Here is a 19,599-nt window from a genome sequence, read left to right as displayed (position 1 = left end):
CCTTCGATGATTCGCTCCCAGCGCTGGAAGGGTGCCGCGTTCACGGTGCCCTTCCAGCTCGGATTCGTCTTCCTCTATCTGCTGCCCATCGGGTACGCGGTCTACGAGTCGCTGTTCCAGGAGAAGCAGTCCGGGCTCGGGCTCGGCGGCGCGACCCGGGAGTTCTCCGGGTTCGACAACTACCGACTCGGGCTGACCGACTCGGCGTTCATGGGCTCGATCCTGCGGGTGGTGCTGTTCGCCTGCGTCCAGATCCCGTTCATGCTGCTGGTCAGCCTGGTCCTGGCGCTGTTCCTGGACTCGCTCACCTCGAAGGCCGCGAACCGGTTCCGGATCGTGCTGTTGGTTCCGTACATGATCCCGGGCGTGGTCGCGGCGATCGTGTGGATCAACCTGTACAGCCCCGAGGTGGGCCCGCTGACCCCGATCGGCGACCTCTTCGGGTTCGACTGGAACTTCTTCGCGCCCTCCATGGTCTGGCCGTCCATCGGCAACCTGCTCACCTGGCACGGCATCGGCTACAACATGGTGATCATCTACTCGGCGCTCCAGGGCGTGCCCCGCGAGCTGTTCGAGGCCGCCCGTCTCGACGGCGCCTCCGAGACCCGGATCGCGCTCAGCATCAAGATTCCGTTCGTACGCGGGGCGCTGGTCCTGACCGGACTGCTCTCCATCATCCAGATGCTGCAGATCTTCAACGAGCCGGCCCTGTTCCGGAACATCACCCCGGAGACCGTCGACGACAGCTTCACCCCGATCATGATCATCTACAACCAGGCGTTCAACGCGGGCAACTACCACTACGCCGCCGCCCTGTCGGTGCTCCTCGCCCTGATCCTCGGCATCGCCTCGCTCCTCTTCTACCGGCTGACCTCGAAGGAGGTCGACTGATGGCCACGACCACCACCGACTCCCCCATGAAGCCCGGGAAAACCGGGAAAACCGGGAAGCCTGAGAAATCCGGGAGGTCCGGCGTGCCTCCCGTACGGCGGATCGCCGGCCCCGACCCCGCCTCACGCGGGCGCGGCGGCCAGCGGTTCATCCTGCTCGGCCTGATACTGGCCAGCGCCTACAGCCTGTTCCCCGTGTGGTGGCTGATCGTCGCCGCCACCAAGGACCGGGTCGGGCTGTACCAGAGCAACGGCCTGTGGTTCTCCGGCATGCACCTCTGGGACAACCTGCACCAGCTGTTCACCTACGAGGACGGCATCTTCCTCCGCTGGACCGCCAACTCGTTCCTGTACGCCGGTGTCGGCTCCCTCGGCGGCACACTCATCGCACTGGCAACCGGTTACGGTCTGGCCCGCTTCGACTTCCCCGGCCGGGGTGTGGTGTTCGCGTGCGTGGTGGGCTCGTTCCTGATCCCGATCGCCCTGCTCACGCTCCCGCTGTACCTGATGTTCTCGGAGATCGGCCTGGTCGACACCCCCTGGGCGATGCTGATCCCCTGCCTCATCAACCCCTTCAGCGTGTATCTGGCGAAGGTCTACACCGAGGCGACGATCCCCTTCGAACTCCTCGAGGCGGCCCGTATCGACGGCGCCGGTGAGCTGCGGATCTTCTTCAGCATCGTGCTGCGGATGATGACCACGGGCGGCGCCACGGTCTTCCTGCTGGCCTTCGTCAACACCTGGAACGCCTTCTTCCTCCCCCTCACCGTCCTGCGCGGCGAGGAGAACTGGACCCTGAACCTCGGCCTCTACAACTGGACCGGCAAACGCCTCGAATCCGGCATCGACCTGACCAGCCTCGTCCTGACCGGCGCCCTGCTCTCCATCGTCCCGCTGGCGATCATGATGACCGCGATGCGCCGCTACTGGCGGTCGGGCGTCACGCTGGGGGCACTGAAGTGACCGTCTCCTCCGGAGCGCCGGGACCGTCGGGAGCCCGTGACGTGGACGTGACCGTGACCGTGGCCCGCAATCCCGTCATCCGTGGCTTCGCCCCCGACCCCTCCCTGATCAGGGTCGGCGAGTGGTACTACGTGGCGACCAGTTCGTTCGAGTGGTTCCCGACGATTCCCTTGCACCGGTCCAGGGATCTGGCGCAATGGGAGTACGCCGGTCATGTGCGCGGCGCGGCGCCGGGCGGCTCTCTCGCGGGCGTCCCCGACTCGGGCGGTATCTGGGCGCCTTCGCTGAGCTGGGACGGCGAACGTTTCTGGGTCGTCTACACGATCGTGCGGTCGGTCGGCACGCGGTACTTCGACCTGGACACGTACGTCAGCACGGCCCCGGCGGTGGACGGCGATTGGACCGCTCCACGCCGCGTGGCGAGCCACGGCTTCGACCCCGCCCTGTTCCACCACGAGGGGCGGCTCTGGCTGCTCAACATGCAGAGCGACCACCGTCCGGGCGGCAAACGGTTCGCCGGAATCGTCCTGACGGAGCTGGACCGCTCCACCCTGCGCCCCCTCGGCGACACCCACCTTCTGCTCCAGCACGACCAGCTGATCGAGGGCCCCAAGCTCCTGGTCCGTGGCGGCTGGCACTACCTGGTCCTCGCCGAGGGCGGCACCGGTGTCGAACACGGGGTGCGGGTGGCGCGCAGCCGGGCGCTGACCGGCCCGTACGTACTGGACGACCTGCCCCTGCTGACGACACGGGACGACCCCAAGGTGCCGTTGCAGAAGGCCGGGCACGCCGAACTGGTCGAGACACCGACCGGCGAGTGGTTCCTCAGCCACCTCGCCGCCCGCCCCCTGCTCACCGAACAGGGCATGCGCTGCCCCTTGGGCCGGGAGACCGCCGTCCAGGCGGTGGTGTGGGACGCGGAGGCCTGGCCCAGGCTGCGGCAGGGGGGTTGGCATCCGGCGGTGGAGGTGGAGGTGCCGACTGTGGAGGTGCCGACTGTGGAGGTGGCCGGTGCGCCGACGTCCACCGTCGTGTCCGCCACGCACGAGGGCACCTTGACCTGGCCGTGGAGCAGTCCGCGTGCCGAGCCGGACGCGTCGTGGGCGGACACCGCCGCGCGCCCCGGCTGGATCCGGCTGCGGGGTCGGCAGGGCCCCGAGTCTCTGTGGGAGCAGAGCCTGTTGGCCCAGCGGATCACCGAGCACCGGGCGGAGGTGGAGGTCACCGTCGAAGCGCGACCGCGCACCTTCGGCGAGGCCGCGGGGCTCACCCTCCGCTACAACACCGCCTCCTACGTCACCCTCGACCTGACCTGGTCCGAGACCGAGGGCGAGCCGCAGCGCGGCCAGCAGTGGCGGGGCGGGGGCCGTACCGTGCTCAGCCTCCTCGAACGCGACGAGGACGGGGCCCGGCAGATGGCCGTCGTCGAGGTCGAACCGGAGCAGCCGGTCACCCTGGGAGCGAACATCGACGGCACGGAGGCCCGCTTCTGGTACCTCCATGACGGCCACCGCACTCCTCTTGGACCGGTCCTGGACATCAGTCACCTCTCCGACGACTACGGCTCCAAGCTGCGCTTCACCGGCACCTTGGCCGGCATCCACGCCCAGGACCTCGTCGCCGCGGAGTTCACAGCGGACTTCGGCGGATTCCGGCTGGTGTGCGAGGCGGAATGAGGAAGTCTGGTGTGCGAGGCGGAATGAAGAAGTGAGCTGAGGTGACCGCGGGGATTTCTGGTCGCCCGCCCGGGCCCGGCCCTGGGCGGCGACCGGAGTCCGGGCAGGCCCGTCCGGTCGGCCTGTAAGGGGTCCAGTCACCCCCAGGCCAGACGGCCGGGGGTCGGTCACGCCTCCGGCTTTCTTGATGCGAGCATGCCTGCCGCGCAGCCGGGAAACCGCCGTCGGCTACGCGGCGGAAGGCACCTCGGCAGGCCGGCGCGGCGAGATGGACCACCCCCGATGGAGGCGCGTTCGCCCTCCCCCACGGGGCATCCCGGCCTCCCAGAAGTCCGGCCCCCACCTCGCCCTCCGGCCAGCACCCGACAGGGCCCCACTTGTTCGAAGTTTCGAAAGTTTTGGCTGGTGCGGTCCTCTGATTCCCTGCTTCTTCCCGCCGTGATGAGTTGGGCTTACCGTAGGAAGCGCTTGCTACGCGGTGGGGGCTTCCATCGCGCGAGCGATGCTGTTCGAAATTTTCACCGGCCCTCGGGACGGGCCCTGAGAGGTGGAGTCGCGATGGTGCGTGGCGGGAGCGCGACGGCCGGGCCGACGCTGGCGGTGGTGGCGCGCGAGGCCGGGGTGTCCGTGCCAACGGCCTCGAAGGTGGTCAACGGCCGGGAGGACGTGGCCCCGGAGACCAGACGCCGGGTCACCGAGGCGCTGGACCGGCTCGGCTATGTCCGCAGACCCCGGTTCGAGGCGTCGAAGCCGCCGCACATGGTCGACCTGGTGGTGCACTCGCTGGAGAGTTCCTGGTCGGGCGCGGTACTGCACGGCGTCGAACAGGCCGCCCACGACGCCGGCCTGGAGGTCGTGGTCTCGGCCGGCCTGACCCGCACCCGGGGCGCTCGCCCCGAACGCGGCTGGTTCGACAAGCTGACCACCCGGGGCTCGGCGGGCGTGCTGTTCAACCTGGCCGAGCTGTCCCCCGCCCAGTACTCCTGGCTCACCCAGCACCGCATCCCGTTCGTACTGATCGACCCGGTCCTGGAACCGCCGCCCGGCGTGGTGTCGGTGGGCGCGGCCAACTGGCAGGGCGGGATGACCGCCGCCGACCATCTGCTGACCCTGGGGCACGAACGGATCGCCGTGATCGCCGGGTACCGGCGCAAGATGTGCAGCAGCGCCCGGGTTGCGGGCTACCGCTCGGCGCTGACGGCCGCGGGGATGCCGTACCGGCCGGAGTACGTCCGTTACGGCAACTTCATGGAGACCACCGCCCGCCACCGTATGCTCCAGTTGCTCGACCTCCCCGAGCCGCCGACCGCTGTGTTCGTCTGCTCGGACAAGATGGCCCTCGGCGTGTACGAGGCCCTGGCCGAGCGGGGGCTGCGGGTGCCGGACGACATCAGTGTGGTGGGCTTCGACGACCTTCCCGAGGCCCGCTGGGCGACTCCCGGCCTGACCACTGTCCGCCAGCCACTATCGGAGATGGCCCAGACCGCCCTACGACTGCTGGTGCGGATGATGGAGGGCGATCAACCGGAGGGCACGCGCACCGAGTTGTCGACGCGGCTGGTGGAGCGGTCCAGTACGAAGGCACTGCGCTCGGCCTGAGCCGGTGGGCGCCGGGTACGTTGCGGTTCGGTGAAGTGGTTGCGGGGACCCTGAGTTCGAGTGAACGGTTGGCGTCGTGGGACCGTACGCATAGGGATGGCCGGCCGGGTGTCCCGGCGGTCCCGCCGCCCCCGGCCCACTCCGCTCCACCAGCACTGAGCTCCACATGCTCCACAGGGAAGGACCTTCGGGTTGTCGCACATACGCTCTCCGCAGCTTCCGGGACCGACACCGGCACCGGACGACGACAAGGCCCCGGGAGAAGCCGCCCCTCCGGAGCCGACGTCGGTAGAGAGTTCGCCGGACGCGGGAGCGAAGGCCGAGGCAGAAGCCGAGGCAGCGGCAGCGGCAGCGACCGAAGCCAAGGCTGAGACCGAAGCCGAAGAGCCGAGGCAACAGCCGCAGCGGGGGACGAAATCCGAGCCTCGACCCGGGACCCAGCCCCGAACCGGACCCGAGCAGAAACCCGAGCCCGAGCCGGGACCCAGGCCGGAGGCGGAAGCAGGGCCGCAGCCGGATTCGGACTCTGCGCCGACACCGACACCGACACCGAATCCGGCGCCGGAACCGGAACCGGATTCGGAACCGGAACCGGAATCGGCGTCGGAGTCAGAGTCGAAGGCAGACGTGGAGCCGGAGTCCGAGCCCGCTCCTGAAAAATCCCCTGCTCGCCCCCCGGCGGAACCACCTGCGGAGCCCCTTGCCGCACCCTCTGCGGAGCCCCTTGCCGCACCCTCTGCCGAGCCCCCTGCCGCACCCTCCGGCTGGCGGGCCAAGCACCCCCGGGCCGCGCGTGCCGTCGCCTGGACCGTGAGCGGGCTGGCCATCGCTCTCGTCATGTTCGCGCTGCTCGTGCCGAACGACGTCACCGAGATCGGGTTCGGACGGTTCCTGCGGATCCCGGCGGAGGGGATCCTCGTGGCGGGGCTGCTGCTCGCGCTGCCGGCGAAGGCGCGGCGCGTGGCGGTGGTGGTGGTCGGGGTGGCGCTCGCGCTGCTGACGATCGTCAAGGTGCTGGACATGGGGTCGTACTGGACCCTGGACCGTCCGTTCGACCTTGTGCTCGACTGGATCCTGTTGGACGACGCGCAGTCGTTCATGAAGGACTCGCTCGGCGGCACGGCCGCGCAGGCCGCGACGATCGGGGTGATCGCGCTGGCGCTGGCGCTGCCGGTGCTGATGACGCTGGCGGTCGTGCGGATCAGCCGACTGATGGTGCGCAACCGGCACACGGCGAGCCGTACGCTGCTCGTCCTGGGGACCGCGTGGATCACCTGCTCGACGCTGACCCTGGAGACGGCCGACGTGCCGGTGGCCTCGCACAGCGCGGCGACGCTCGTGGAGAACCGGATCGAGGCGGTGAGCGACGGGCTGAAGGACGGCGAGGCGTTCCGGAAGCAGGCCGCGGTGGACGCCTTCGCCGACGTGCCGCCCGAGCAGCTGCTGACGGGGCTGCGTGGCAAGGACGTACTGATCACGTTCATCGAGAGCTACGGCCGCTCCGCGATCGACGACCCGCGGATGGGTGAGCCGCTCGGTGAGACGCTCACGCAGAAGACGCAGGAGCTGAAGGACGCCGGGTACGCGTCGCGGAGCGGCTGGCTGCGCTCCCCCATCACGGGCGCCGGCAGCTGGCTGGGGCACTCCACGTTCCTGTCCGGTCTGTGGATCAAGAACCAGTCGCGTTACTCCAACCTCGTCGCGAGCGACCGGCTCACCCTCACCGAGGCGTTCCGCCGTACCGGCGCCTGGCGCACGGTCGGCATCGTGCCGGGCACCCAGATGGCCTGGCCGGAGGGCAAGTACTTCGGCCTGGACAACATCTACGACTCCGACCAACTCGGCTACAAGGGGCCGAAGTTCAGCTGGTCGACGATGCCCGACCAGTACACGCTGAAGGCCTTCGAGGAGCTGGAGCACGGCAAGGAGGACCGCGAGCCGATGATGGCGGAGATCATCCTGACCTCCAGCCACAACCCGTGGGCGCCCATCCCGAGCACGATCCCCGAGGAACAGATCGGCGACGGGTCGGTCTACCACTCGCTGCAGAAGGCCGAGGGCAAGGACCCCACGGAGGTCTGGAAGGATCCCCTGGACGTCCGGGACGAGTACCGCAAGTCGATCCAGTACTCGGTGACCAGTCTCGTCGACTACGTCGCGAAGTACGGCTCCAAGGACACCGTCCTGATCTTCCTCGGCGACCACCAGCCCAACAAGACGGTCACCGGCGACAACCCCAGCCATGATGTGCCGGTCTCGATCGTCGCCCAGGACCCCGAGGTGCTGGAGAAGATCTCCGACTGGGGCTGGACGGACGGTCTCAAGCCCGCCGACGCCACGCCGGTGTGGCGGATGGACAAGTTCCGCGACCGTTTCATGACGGCGTTCGGCCCGCAGCAGCCGGGTGGCGCGTCCTGATCATCGGCACGCCACGCCACCGTTGACCACCACGCCAGGCCACGCCCTTGGACCGTTCCAGGCACGTTCCAGGCACGTTCCAGGCATGGCGTGGGGCTCAGCCCGACGCGCCCACCTCGTTGTTCGGTGCTCCGTCGCCCGCCGGGGGCAGGTCGCCGCGTTCGATCGGCCTGCCGTTGTGCGGGGGCGGGGGCTTGTCGTGGTGGCGGGGCGGGAGGAGGCCGGCGAGTTCGACGTCGGTGGGACGGTGGGCGGCGAGGGCGGCGGCCCGCAGGGCGTCGCGCTCGACCGCGGCCGTGGTGGCGCTGACCCGGACGAGGTGGCCGTTCTCCGGCACGGCGTACTCGTGCTGTCCCGCCGAGGTGCGGTACCAGGTGTCCCCGTCGCGCTCACAGCTGACCGACTCGCCCGTGCCCGGGCCGACCGGCTGCTCGGGGCAGTCCCCGGCGGTCATCGTGCCGTGGTCGACGAGGAGCAGGAGGTGGGCGCTGTTCTTCCGGGACCAGTAGGCGGCGGAGAAGCCGTCGGCGCCGTACACGCCGACCGACTGCCGGGCCAGCGTGAATCCGGGGGACTCGGTGACATAGACGAGCCCGGGCGCGAGGCCCAGCGCCTCGGCCCGGGCGTGGAGCTCGGCCCGGTCGGGGGCCGGCCTCAGGGGCTCGCGGCCGGCGACCACGACCTTCTCGGTCCCGCAGGCGGTGAGCAGCAACGGCAGGAACGCCAGGGGCAGCAGAACACGCGCGGTACGGAGCATGAGCATGCCCTACATCCTGCCGCACAGTTGTTCCACAGGTGAGCCAAAGAGTCCGTTCTGGCGAGAGCGCTTACTCACACGGTTCGCGGTTCCCTTCGCGCCACAGCGGAGTGGGGTGGCGGGGTCCCACGACGGGCATGGGTGTCCGATTCCTTCAAGACCGGCCGGCGCCGGTCCGCCTACGGTGGCCGTATGACTCCACGACTCGATGCGATCGGCATGGTGGCCACGGACATGGCCGCCTCCGTCACCTTCTACCGCCGGCTCGGTTTCGCCTTCCCGGAGGGCGCCGAGAACCAGCCGCACGCCGAGGCCCAACTGCCCGGCGGACTGCGGCTGATGCTCGACACCGAGGAGACCGTCCGCTCCTTCTACCCCCAGTACCGCCCGGGGACGGGAGGCGGCGCCGGGCTGGCCCTGCTCTGCGACAGTCCGGCCGAAGTCGACGCGGTGTACGAGGAGTTGGTGAACGCCGGGTACGACGGCGAGCTCAAGCCGTGGGACGCGGTGTGGGGCCAGCGGTACGCCGTGATCCTCGACCCCGACGGCAACGGCGTCGACCTCTTCGCACCACTGCCGACGCCCGCCCCCGAGTAGCCGCCCCGCAGCCGCCCGTCGCCGAGTGGCCGGCCCGCCGGAGAGCCCGCCGCCGCCCGTCACCGCTACCGTCCGCCGAGCAGCTCACCGAGCGGCAGCCCCGCCAACTCCCGTACGTCACGCGCCAGATGCGCCTGATCGGCGTACCCGGTCCGGGCCGCCGCCTCGGCGAAGGGCACCCCGTCCCGGGCGAGCGCGAGCGCCCGTTGCAGCCGCAGTACCCGCCCCAGCGTCTTCGGCCCGTACCCGAAAGCGGCGAGTGATCTGCGGTGCAACTGCCGAGCCCCGAGCCCGAGTTCGTCGGCGGTCGCCGCGACGGGCCGCCCCGCGTCGAGGGCGACGACGACCTGCCGCAGCACCGGATCGGGCCGCCCCACCTCGGCCGCCCGCTCCAGGACCACCTCTTCGAGCCCGCTCGCCGGATCACCCGCCGCGTTCACCCGGGCGGTGAGCCGCCGCACGACCACCGGGGACCACAGCTCGGCCAGCTCCACCCGCCGGTCGCGCAACTCGTGCGCGGGCACACCGAGAAAGGCGGGCGCGGAGCCCGGATAGAACCGGAGGCCCGCCCAACTGCTCGGACCTCCTTCGGTGACGTACGCCCGCGTGTCCGGCCCGGCGACCATCAGCCGCCCCTCGTTCCACAGCAGATCCATGCACCCGTCCGGCAGCACCCGCCCGGGGCCGGGCCCGTCCGAACCACCGGGGCTGTTCGTCCACACGACGGCCCCACCCAGCCGAGACGCCCTTTCCGCATACACACGAAAAGGCTACGCCGGTGGCCACCGCCGCGCCCTCCAGGGTGCGCCCCCAAAAAGCCGCTCTAATCCTCCCCCTTCTTCGCAGGTGACCGCAGCCTCGATGTCACGTCCTCGGGTGGCAGGAAGCGGGACCAGCGCTCCGGGAACTCGGAGGGCATGTCCGGGTCCTCGGGGTCGTGGGAGCGGGCGGCGGCGGCGCGGGCGACGTACTCGGCGGCCTGTTCCTCGCGGAGGCGCTCGTTGGCGGCGCGGGCGGCGGCCGTGGCGGCAGCGGGCCAGACGCGGTCGATGGCGGCGTTGACGGCGGCGCCGGCCAGGACGGCGAAGGCGCTCACGCCGATCCAGAGGAGGACGGCGACGGCTGCGGCGAGGGAGCCATAGATCGTCGCTCCCTCGACCGTGCTGGTGAGGTAGATGCGGAGCAGGAAGCTGCCGAGGACCCACATGCCGAGGGCCATGAGGGAGCCGGGTACGTCCTCGACCCAGGGGGAACGGACCGGCACCGACACGTGGTAGAGCGTCGTCAGGAAGACGATGGACAGGACGATCACGACGGGCCAGTAGAGGACCTGGACCACGGTCGCCGACCACGGGACGATCCGGACGACGGCGTCGGGTCCTGCGACCATCAGCGGCAGGGCGACCGAGCCGATCAGCAGGGCCACGATGAAGAGCAGGAACGCCATGAGGCGGGTCTTGACGATGCCGCGGACGCCGTCGAGGCCGTACATGACGGTGATGGTGTCGATGAAGACGTTCACCGCGCGGGATCCGGACCACAGGGCGAAGAGAAAGCCTATGGAGATGACGTCGGGGCGTCCGCCCTTCATCACGTCGTCCAGGATGGGCTGCGCGATCTCGGCGACGCCCCTGTCGGACAGGACGGTGCGCGAGGCCTCCAGGAGGTTGAGCTCCAGGCTGGCGATGGTGTCGGCGCCGGTCCAGTCGTCGACGTAGCCGAGCAGGCCGATCATGCTGAGCAGCAGCGGCGGCACGGAGAGCAGCGTGAAGAACGCCGCCTCGGCCGCGAGGCCCAGGATGCGGTACTCGATGCAGGAGTTGACGGTGTCCTTCAGGAGCAGCCAGGCGGTCCGGCGCTTGGAGACGTCCCGGTAGAGGGCACGCGCGCGGTGGAGACGCCCATGGGGGCTCTCGGACGGTGGGGGTGACTGACTTGCTGGCTGCACGCCCTAAAGGTATCCGCCTGCGCGTGCCGTCCTCACCTCCCGGTGCCGTCGGCCGTGACAGGGTCCGCGTGCGGCGCACGCTTCCCTCCGGTCGCGTCACGGGTCAGCAAACAAAAGGAAACCCAGAAGAAACCAAAGGTGATTCCGAATCGCCTTTTCTGTCATGAACTTGCTGGCCGAATCATTGAGGGGCCGTAAGTGGAACGTTCGGGCGTGTTTGTACCGTCTCTTTGGAAAGTTCCCCGCTGAAGCGCCGGGTGGGATCCGGTCCGAGAGGCCGGAAGAGATCGAAAAAGGGGCGGGAAAGCGTCAATTACCCGACCTCCCTTGACCCGTTCCCGAATGTACCGAAAGAATCCGGATTGCATTCCGCTGCGCCCACCTGGACCAGGTGCCGGCACAGCGCACACCGGGGGATTCTTCCAGGCTCCGACCAGGCCTGATCAATTCCGCCACACGCGTCACCGCTTCCCACCCCCTCCTCTTCTGTCATTCCGCGCGCCGTCCCGTTCACCCCCGGGCGCCTTCCATCGCAATACCTGTCGCGGAGAAATTCAATGACATTGCCAGCGCCACGACCCGTGGCGGAAAAACCGGGCGAGGTCCAGGGGGCCGAGCCGGACGCGGCGGAATCGTACACCGCCACCGAGCGACTCCTGGCCGAAGTCCTGGCCGGCGTCGCACACATCGAACATGTGCCCGCAGAAAGCCATTTCTTCGACGACCTCGGTGCCAACTCACTGACGATGGCGCATTTCTGTGCCCGCGTCAGGAAGCACCCCGATCTGCCGTCGGTGTCCATTCGGGACGTCTACGGCCACCCCACGGTCCGCAGCCTCGCCGCCGCGCTGACCGAGGCGCCGGCGCAGCCGGCCGCCCCGCCGGTGCCCGCCGAGCCCGCGCCCCCGGGCAGCACGTTCCGGTACGTCCTGTGCGGAGCGCTGCAGTTGCTCCTCTTCGCCGGTTACTGTCTGCTCGCCACCTCCGGATACGTACAGGGATACGAGTGGGTGGCGGACGCCTCGGGGATCGTCGGGATCTACCTGCGATCAGCCGTCTTCGGCCTGCTCGCCTTCCTCGCCCTGTGCATCCTGCCGGTCGCCGTCAAGTGGCTGCTGATCGGGCGGTGGAAGCCCGTGGAGTTCCCGGTGTGGAGCCCGGCGTATCTGCGGTTCTGGATCGTCAAGGCACTGCTGCACACCAGCCCGATGATCCTGTTCGTCGGCAACCCGCTGTACGTGCTGTATCTGCGGGCCCTCGGCGCCCGCATCGGGCCGGGCGTCACGATCCTCAGCCACACCGTCCCGGTCTGCACCGACCTGCTGACGATCGGCGCGGGCACGATCGTCCGCAAGGACTCCTACTTCCTCTGCTACCGGGCGCGCGCCGGGCGCATCCGCACCGGACCGGTGACCCTCGGCCGGGACGCCTTCGTCGGCGAGCACACCGTCCTCGACATCGGCACCGCCCTGGGCGACGGTTCCCAGCTCGGCCACTCCTCCGCGCTGCGCGCCGACGAGTCGGTCCCGGCCGGCGAGAGCTGGCACGGCTCACCGGCCCGGCGCACGGACGTGGACCACATCCGGGTCGCCCCGCTCCCCTGCGGCACGCTCCGGCGGGCCGGATACGGGCTCTGCGCCCTGCTCCAGACACTGCTGCTGTACGTACCGCTGACCGTCGGCGGCGCCTATCTGCTGCTCACCGCCGCGCCCGAGCTGGACACCCTGCTCGACCCGGCGTCGCAGCACATCTCCTCGGCACGCTTCTACGTCGAGGCGACGGCCCTGTCGCTCACGCTGTTCGCCGGCTCGATCGTCGTCGGAGCAGTCGTCGTGTTCGTCGTGCCGCGGCTGCTGCGCCCGCTGGTGAAGCCGGACCGCACCTATCCGCTGTACGGCTTCCACTACTCGGTGCACCGCGCCATCGCCCGCCTGACCAACCTCAAGTTCTTCACGTGGCTGTGCGGCGACAGCTCGTACATCGTCCCCTACCTCAAGGCCCTCGGATACGACCTCTCGCGCGTCGAGCAGACCGGGTCCAACTTCGGCACCGCGGTGCAGCACGAGACGCCGTACCTGGTGAAGGTCGGCAGCGGCACGATGGTCGCGGACGGTCTCTCGGTCATGAACGCGGACTACTCCGCGGCGTCGTTCCGGGTCTCCCGGACGGCGATCGGCGGGCACAACTTCCTGGGCAACGCCATCGCCTACCCGGTGGGCGGCCGGACCGGCGAGAACTGTCTGCTGGCCACGAAGGTCCTGGTCCCGCTCGACGGCGAGATCCGCGAAGGGGTCGGGCTGCTCGGCTCGCCGCCCTTCGAGATCCCCCGCTCGGTGGAGCGCGACAGCCGCTTCGACCATCTGCGCGAGGGCGAGGAACTGCACCGCCGGCTCGCCGCGAAGAACCGCTTCAACCTGCGCTCGATGGGACTGTTCCTGTTCCTGCGCTGGCTGCACACCTTCGCCCTCACCGTGCTCGGCTTCGCGGCCTTCGACCTGTACGGGCACGGGGACGGCGTGACGGGACTGCTCGCGCTCGCCGCGCTCCCGCCGGCGGCGCTGGTGTTCACCGTCCTGTACTACGCGCTGGTGGAACGGTCCCTGACCCGCTTCCGGCCGCTGCGGCCGCGGCTGTGCTCCATCTACGACCCCGTCTTCTGGCGGCAGGAGCGGCTGTGGAAGCTGCCGGACAAGCACCTGGAGGTACTCAACGGCACCCCGTACAAGAGCCTCGTCTGGCGGCTGCTGGGGGTCCGGATCGGGCGTCGGGTCTTCGACGACGGGGTGTTCATCACCGAGCGGACGCTGACGGCCGTCGGGGACGACTGCACGCTCGCGGCCGGCAGCAAGATCCAGGCGCATTCGCAGGAGGACGGCACCTTCAAGTCCGACCACGTCACGATCGGGGCCGGCAGCACGCTGGAGGTCCAGGCGTTCGTCCATTACGGCGTGGTGCTGGGCGAGGGAGCCGTGCTCGCGCCGGACTCCTTCCTGATGAAGGGCGAGGAGGTGCCGCCGCACGCGCGCTGGGGCGGGAACCCGGCGACGGAGAACACCGGATCACGGTGAATCGGGGGAAAGAGATGGATCAGTTGGAGTCGGGCGACGCTGCCCGGAAGTACTGGCACGAGGTGCTCACCGCCGGGGGGCGGACCGTGATACCGCGGTGGAGCGCCGATCCGGTGAAGGGGGTCGCCGCCTACGAAGTGGCTCTTCCAGAGGGGTTGTTGACCGCTTCGGACGGTACGGCCGCGCTGCTCGCCGCCCATGCCAAGGTGCTCGCCGCGCTGGCGGGCGAGGGCGAGGTCACCACCGGCTGGCTGGAGGACGGCCGAACACTGCCGTGCCGGCTCACCGCCGCACACGGCGACACCTGGCGCGCGCTGCTGGGGCACACCCACCGGGTCACCGCGGAGCTGCTGACGCACGCCGCCTACCCGGTGGACGCCCTGCGGCACGAACTCGGCCTCGCCGAGCCGCCGTTCGAGACCGTGCTCGACACGAGCGGAGGCGACGGCGATCTCGACGAGGACGTGGTCCTGCGGGTGGGGCTGGTGCACCGCGACGACGGTCCGGCGCTGCGGCTGCGGTACCGCACGGACGTGCTCGACGAGGACGGCGCGGCCCGGATCGCCGGGTACCACGTCACCGCGCTCACCCTGCTGGCCGCCGAACCGGACGCCGAGCACGGGCGGCGGAGTCTGGTGTCGGACGGCGAACTGAGGTTCCAGATCGACGGGTTGGCGGGGCCGCCCCGCGAGCTGCCCGACCGCCGGGTGCACGAGCTGTTCGAGCAGCGGGTCGTGGCGCATCCGGACGCGGTCGCGGCCGTCCATGGCGACCGGCGGTGGACGTACCGAGAGCTCAACTCCCGCGCCAACCAGCTCAGTCGGGCCCTGCTGGTCCGGGGCCTCGGCCACGAGGGCGTCGTCGCGGTGGTGACCGAGCGGAACCTGGACTGGATGGCGGCCGTCCTCGCGGTGTTCAAGGCGGGCGGCGCCTATCTGCCCGTCGAGCCGCACTTCCCCGCCGCACGCATCGCCACCACGCTCGCCCGCGCCGGGTGCGAGCTGGTGCTCACCGAGCGGGGCAGCACGGCCACGCTGGACGAGGCCCTGTCCGCGCTGCCCGGGGTGCAGCGGCTGCTGGTCGAGGACGCGTACGACGAGGCCCACCCGGACTCCGACCTCGGCATGGAGATCACGCCGGACCGGCTCGCGTACATCTACTTCACGTCCGGTTCCACGGGCGAGCCCAAGGGCGCGATGTGCGAGCACGCCGGGATGCTCAACCACCTCCACGCCAAGCTCGACGACCTCGGCATCGGCGAGGGGGACGTGGTCGCGCAGACCGCTCCCCAGTGCTTCGACATCTCGCTGTGGCAGCTGCTGGCCGCGCCGCTGGTCGGCGGGCGGACGCTGCTTGTGGAACAGGAGGTGATCCTGGACGTCGAACGGTTCGTCGACCGGATCGCCGACGGCCGGGTGAACGTGGTCCAGGTCGTGCCGTCGTACCTCGAAGCGGTCCTCGCGCATCTGGAGCAGCACCCCCGGGAACTGCCCGGCCTGCGCCGGGTTTCGGTCACCGGGGAGGCGCTGAAGAAGGAGCTGGCGGAGCGCTGGTTCGCCACCGAGCCGGGGATACCCCTGGTCAACGCCTACGGGCTGACCGAGACCTCCGACGACACCAACCACGAGGTGATGGACCGGGCTCCGGAGGGGGACCGGGTACCGCTGGGCCGTGCCGTCCGCAACGTCCGCGTGTACGTCGTCGACGAGCACCTCTCCCTCGTGCCGCTGGGCGCGCCGGGGGAGATCGTCTTCTCCGGGGTGTGCGTCGGGCGGGGGTACGTCAACGATCCCGAGCGCACCGCGCGGGCCTTCACCACCGACCCGTACCGGCCCGGCGAGCGGCTCTACCGCAGCGGGGACCACGGTCGTTGGCGGCCCGACGGCAAACTGGAGTTCCTCGGCCGTCGGGACACCCAGGTCAAGGTGCGCGGCTTCCGCATCGAGATCGGCGAGGTGGAGAACGCGCTGCTCAAGGTGGCGGGTGTGCGGGACGGCGCGGTGGTGGTCGCCAGGGGCGCGCGTCTGGTCGCCTTCCACTCGGGCCGGCCGCTCGCGGTCGAGGAGTTGCGGGACCGGCTGGCGGCCTCGCTGCCGGCGTACATGGTGCCGTCGGTGTTCCACTGGCGCGAGAGCCTGCCGCTGACCGCCAACGGCAAGATCGACCGGCGGACGCTGACGACGCTGGCCGAGGAACTCGACTCGGTGGACAGCACGTCGGGCGAGCCGCCGGCGACGCCGACCGAGGAGCGGCTGGCTGCCGCGTGGGCCGAGGTACTCGGTGTGCCACGGGCCCGGATCGGCCGGCACGACCACTTCTTCGACCGGGGCGGTACCTCGCTGTCCGCGGTGAAACTCGCGATCGCCCTGGACCGGGCGGTGTCCCCCAAGGACATGACGGGGCATCCGGTGCTGTCCGAGCTGGCCGGGCTGATCGACACGAGGGCCGTCGCGCACACCGCCGCCGAGACCGAGGGGAGGTCCTCGCTGTGAGCTTCCTGAGCCGTCGCCGCTCTGCCGCGCGCCATCGAAAGGACGGGGCGGTGACCCCGTCGTTCTCGACTCCCCTGCTCCTGCCGGACATCGAGATCTCTCCCGGCAGGCCGCCGCTCCTCACCGTCTCCCCCGCCGAACCCGCTCCCCACTGGGCGGCCGGACAGCGGGACGCCCTGCGTGCCGTCGTCGCCGAGCACGGCTCGGTCCTCGTCCGCGGCCTCGGGCTGCGTGACGCGGCCGAAGTGGGCGTGGTCTTCCGCGAGTTGACCGACACGCTGATGACCGAGAAGGAGGCTTTCGCGCCGCGGCGGACGTACGCGGACGGCGTGTACTCGTCGACGGCCTGGCCGTCGAACCAACCGATGTGCATGCACCACGAGTTGAGCTACACGCTGGAGTTCCCCGGCCTGATGCTCTTCGCCTGCCTCGGAGCCGCCGAGCGGGGCGGGGCGACCGGGGTCGCCGACGCGGAGGCCGTACTGGCCGCGCTGCCGCCCGAGTTGACCAAACGGTTCGAGCGGGACGGCTGGCTGCTCACCCGCTCGTACAACGACGAGATCGGCGCGTCGGTCGCCGAGGCGTTCGGCACCGACGACCGGACCGTCGTCGAGGCCTACTGCCGGGCGCACTCCATCGAGTTCGCCTGGCAGGTCGACGGCTCCCTGCACACCCGGCAGCGGCGCGCCGCCGTGCTCCGGCATCCGGTGACCGGCCGCCGCTGCTGGTTCAACCAGATCGCGTTCCTCAGCGAATGGACCATGGACCCCGAGGTGCGCGAGTACCTGGTGGACATGTACGGGGCCGACGGGCTGCCCTTCAACACCCGCTACGGCGACGGCGATCCGATCGGCGCCGACGTCGTCGAGACGCTCAACGAGGTCTACGAGGCGCACACCGTCCGCGAACCGTGGCGGCCCGGTGACCTGCTCCTCGTCGACAACATCCGCTCCGCCCACAGCCGTGAGCCCTTCGAGGGGCCGCGCGAGGTGCTGGTGGGCATGGCCGATCCGGTACGGCCGACCGACTGCGGCACGCAGCACTCCGACAAGCAGGACTCCGACTCGAAGGACGAGGTGAGCTTCTGATGACCGAGGTTCCGGGTTTCGCCGTGATCTCCGGCGCCCAGGTGCAGCAGGCCCTGCGGGGCCGGGAACGGGAGATCGTCGAACTGGTCGAGTCCGCCTACCTGTTGCACGGGAACGGGGACACCGGCGACACGGTCAACCCACCGTCGTACTTCCTCCGCTTCCCCGACCGTCCGTCCTCGCGGATCATCGCGCTGCCCGCCTCGCTGGGCGGGAAGTTCCAGGTGGACGGGTTGAAATGGGTCTCCAGTTTTCCGGAGAACACGGCGTCCGGGCTGCCACGCGCGTCCGCCGTGCTGATCCTCAACGACCACGCCACCGGCTATCCGTTCGCGTGCCTGGAGGCCTCCATCATCAGCGCCACCCGGACGGCCGCGTCGGCGGCGCTGGCGGCCGACCGGTTGAGCGACGCGCGCCGGGGGGCGCCGCGCCCGACGCGGGTCGGTTTCCTCGGCACGGGCCTGATCGCCCGGTACATCCACACGTTCCTCGCGGCGACCGGCTTCGAGTTCGAGGAGGTGGGGGTGCACGACCTGTCCGCCGACAGCGCGACCGGGTTCCGGGGGTATCTGGAGCGGTCCAACGCGAGTGGTCGGGTGACCGTGCACGACAGCGCCGAGGACGTGATCCGGGCGAGCGACCTGGTGGTCTTCGCGACGATCGCGGGCGAGCCGCACATCCACGAACCGAAGTGGTTCGCCCACAACCCACTCGTGCTGCACGTGTCGCTGCGCGATCTCGCGCCCGAGGTGCTGCTCGCGTCGGCGAACTTCGTCGACGACGTCGAGCACTGCCTCAAGGCGAACACGTCACCGCACCTGACCGAACAGCTCACCGGCGCACGGGACTTCCTCGATGGAACGCTCCACGACGTCCTCACCGGCCGGGCCACCGTGCCGGCGGACCGACCGGTGATCTTCTCGCCCTTCGGCCTCGGGGTCCTGGACCTCGCGGTCGGCAGTCATGTTCATGACCAAGTGGCCCGCTCCGGTGGTCTGCGGGTCGTGGACGACTTCTTCCACGAGCTGCGCCGCCACGGCTGACCGCCAGGCGCAGCGAGTACGACATTGCACAACCAGGGGGGCCGCAGTGCCAGTCATATCCGTTCCCACGGACTTCAACGAGGAGGAGCTGTACGTCGATCTGCGCCAGGTCGTCGGACACAAGCTCTTCCTGAAGTGCGAGGGGTTCAACTTCGCCGGTTCGATCAAACTCAAGGCCGCGTCCGAGATGGTGCGGGCCGCCGAACGGGAGGGACGTCTCAGGCCGGGCTCGACGCTCGTCGAGTCGTCGTCCGGCAATCTGGGCGTCGCGCTGAGCATGATCGCGGCGAGCCGGGGCTATCGGTTTCTGTGTGTGACCGATTCCCGGTGCAATCCGCAGACCCGGCGCATGATCGAGGCGCTGGGCAGCCGGGTGCACGTCATCTCCGAGCCGGACCCGCACGGCGGTTTCCTCGGCGCCCGGATCGCGTACGTACGCGCGCTGTGCGCCGCCGACCCGGGGTACGTGTGGCTCGACCAGTACACCAATCAGTCGAACTGGCAGGCGCACTACCGCACCACCGCGCCCGCCATCGCCCGGCAGTTCCCGCGTCTGGACGTGCTGTTCGTGGGGGTCGGCACCTCCGGGACGCTGATGGGCTGCGCCCAGTGGTTCTGGGAGCGGCGGCGCCGGGTGCGGATCGTCGCCGTGGACAGCGTCGGTTCGGTCGCGTTCGGCGGGGCGCCGGGCCGCCGGATGATCCCGGGGCTCGGCACGAGCGTGACCCCGGCGCTGCTCGACGCGTCCTATGTGGACGACGTCGTCCGGGTGGAGGAGACCGACACCGTACGGGCCTGTCACCGCATGGCCCGGCGCGGCTTCCTCTTCGGCGGCTCCACCGGCACCGTCGTCAGCGGCGCCACCGAGTGGCTGACCCGCAACGGCTCGCCCGACACCACAGCGGTAGCCGTCTCCCCGGACCTCGGGGAACGCTACCTCGACACCATCTACCGGCCGGGCTGGCCGCTGGAGCAGTACGGGGAGGCCGTACTGGACCCGGAAAAGGAGTTCGGAACAGGCGAACTGGGGACGGGCGAGCTCGCGGCGCCCGTATGAGCC

14 protein-coding genes are annotated in these 19,599 nt (G+C 70.2%); 11 read left to right on the top strand and 3 right to left on the bottom strand.

Annotated features, from left to right (window positions below; translation table 11 throughout):
• The first annotated feature begins 6 nt into the window (after positions 1–6).
• From ACFU53_RS19610 to ACFU53_RS19590, 5 genes are all read left to right on the top strand, one after another.
• Positions 7–891: a carbohydrate ABC transporter permease gene (locus ACFU53_RS19610; RefSeq protein WP_383993604.1), complete on the top strand. Its 885-nt coding sequence runs from the start codon at positions 7–9 to the stop codon at positions 889–891.
• The gene (locus ACFU53_RS19605; protein ID WP_383993601.1) at positions 891–1,853 is read left to right on the top strand and encodes a carbohydrate ABC transporter permease; all 963 of its coding nucleotides are present in this window, start codon (positions 891–893) and stop codon (positions 1,851–1,853) included. The genes ACFU53_RS19610 and ACFU53_RS19605 overlap by 1 nt, the downstream gene beginning before the upstream one ends.
• 53 nt (positions 1,854–1,906) lie before the next feature.
• Complete coding sequence (locus tag ACFU53_RS19600; RefSeq protein WP_383993657.1) at positions 1,907–3,529, top strand: family 43 glycosylhydrolase; 1,623 nt, start codon at positions 1,907–1,909, stop codon at positions 3,527–3,529.
• 558 nt (positions 3,530–4,087) lie between these two features.
• The gene (locus ACFU53_RS19595; RefSeq protein WP_383993598.1) at positions 4,088–5,128 is read left to right on the top strand and encodes a LacI family DNA-binding transcriptional regulator; all 1,041 of its coding nucleotides are present in this window, start codon (positions 4,088–4,090) and stop codon (positions 5,126–5,128) included.
• A gap of 810 nt (positions 5,129–5,938) precedes the next feature.
• Positions 5,939–7,546, top strand: a complete 1,608-nt coding sequence (locus ACFU53_RS19590) for a sulfatase (protein ID WP_383993595.1) — start codon at positions 5,939–5,941, stop codon at positions 7,544–7,546.
• Positions 7,547–7,643: 97 nt separating this feature from the next.
• Here ACFU53_RS19590 and ACFU53_RS19585 read toward each other — a convergent pair whose 3' ends face one another.
• Entirely contained in the window at positions 7,644–8,303 is a 660-nt protein-coding gene (locus ACFU53_RS19585; protein ID WP_383993654.1) for a hypothetical protein, read from the bottom strand.
• Positions 8,304–8,495: 192 nt separating this feature from the next.
• On the opposite strand from ACFU53_RS19585, the gene ACFU53_RS19580 reads away from it, so the two are divergent.
• Entirely contained in the window at positions 8,496–8,900 is a 405-nt protein-coding gene (locus ACFU53_RS19580) for a VOC family protein (protein WP_383993592.1), read from the top strand.
• Positions 8,901–8,965: 65 nt separating this feature from the next.
• On the opposite strand, the gene ACFU53_RS19575 is transcribed toward ACFU53_RS19580, so the two are convergent.
• Both ACFU53_RS19575 and ACFU53_RS19570 read right to left on the bottom strand, forming a co-directional pair.
• A complete protein-coding gene (locus tag ACFU53_RS19575; protein ID WP_383993589.1) occupies positions 8,966–9,661 on the bottom strand; it encodes a DUF6597 domain-containing transcriptional factor in 696 nt (231 codons plus the stop codon).
• A gap of 62 nt (positions 9,662–9,723) precedes the next feature.
• On the bottom strand, positions 9,724–10,848 hold the full coding sequence (locus tag ACFU53_RS19570; protein WP_383993586.1) for a YihY/virulence factor BrkB family protein: 1,125 nt from the start codon (positions 10,846–10,848) through the stop codon (positions 9,724–9,726).
• 557 nt (positions 10,849–11,405) lie between these two features.
• Here ACFU53_RS19570 and ACFU53_RS19565 point away from each other — a divergent pair.
• The 5 genes from ACFU53_RS19565 to sbnA are packed head-to-tail and all read left to right on the top strand — an operon-like array spanning position 11,406 to position 19,596.
• A complete protein-coding gene (locus ACFU53_RS19565) occupies positions 11,406–13,916 on the top strand; it encodes a Pls/PosA family non-ribosomal peptide synthetase (protein ID WP_383993583.1) in 2,511 nt (836 codons plus the stop codon).
• Between the two features lie 14 nt (positions 13,917–13,930).
• Positions 13,931–16,408 (top strand): amino acid adenylation domain-containing protein, encoded by a 2,478-nt coding sequence (locus ACFU53_RS19560; protein WP_383993580.1) that lies wholly within the window; start codon positions 13,931–13,933, stop codon positions 16,406–16,408.
• Positions 16,409–16,458: 50 nt separating this feature from the next.
• Positions 16,459–17,496, top strand: coding sequence for a TauD/TfdA family dioxygenase (locus tag ACFU53_RS19555; protein ID WP_383993577.1), 1,038 nt, complete (start codon positions 16,459–16,461; stop codon positions 17,494–17,496).
• Entirely contained in the window at positions 17,496–18,539 is a 1,044-nt protein-coding gene (gene sbnB / locus ACFU53_RS19550; RefSeq protein ID WP_383993574.1) for a 2,3-diaminopropionate biosynthesis protein SbnB, read from the top strand. The genes ACFU53_RS19555 and sbnB overlap by 1 nt, the downstream gene beginning before the upstream one ends.
• Before the next feature lie 46 nt (positions 18,540–18,585).
• The gene (sbnA, locus tag ACFU53_RS19545; RefSeq protein ID WP_383993571.1) at positions 18,586–19,596 is read left to right on the top strand and encodes a 2,3-diaminopropionate biosynthesis protein SbnA; all 1,011 of its coding nucleotides are present in this window, start codon (positions 18,586–18,588) and stop codon (positions 19,594–19,596) included.
• The last annotated feature ends 3 nt before the right edge of the window (positions 19,597–19,599 follow it).

Source organism: Streptomyces sp. NPDC057474 (assembly GCF_042802555.1).
Lineage (GTDB): Bacteria > Actinomycetota > Actinomycetes > Streptomycetales > Streptomycetaceae > Streptomyces.
Note: the sequence above shows the minus strand (reverse complement) of the source record. Positions and strands in the feature narration are given on the sequence as shown.

Coding starts and splice junctions, on each gene's coding strand:
- ACFU53_RS19610 (WP_383993604.1), top strand. CDS start 7: ATGATTCGCTCCCAGCGCTGGAAGGGTGCCGCGTTCACGGTGCCCTTC.
- ACFU53_RS19605 (WP_383993601.1), top strand. CDS start 891: ATGGCCACGACCACCACCGACTCCCCCATGAAGCCCGGGAAAACCGGG.
- ACFU53_RS19595 (WP_383993598.1), top strand. CDS start 4,088: ATGGTGCGTGGCGGGAGCGCGACGGCCGGGCCGACGCTGGCGGTGGTG.
- ACFU53_RS19585 (WP_383993654.1), bottom strand. CDS start 8,303: ATGCTCCGTACCGCGCGTGTTCTGCTGCCCCTGGCGTTCCTGCCGTTG.
- ACFU53_RS19580 (WP_383993592.1), top strand. CDS start 8,496: ATGACTCCACGACTCGATGCGATCGGCATGGTGGCCACGGACATGGCC.
- ACFU53_RS19565 (WP_383993583.1), top strand. CDS start 11,406: ATGACATTGCCAGCGCCACGACCCGTGGCGGAAAAACCGGGCGAGGTC.
- ACFU53_RS19560 (WP_383993580.1), top strand. CDS start 13,931: ATGGATCAGTTGGAGTCGGGCGACGCTGCCCGGAAGTACTGGCACGAG.
- sbnB (WP_383993574.1), top strand. CDS start 17,496: ATGACCGAGGTTCCGGGTTTCGCCGTGATCTCCGGCGCCCAGGTGCAG.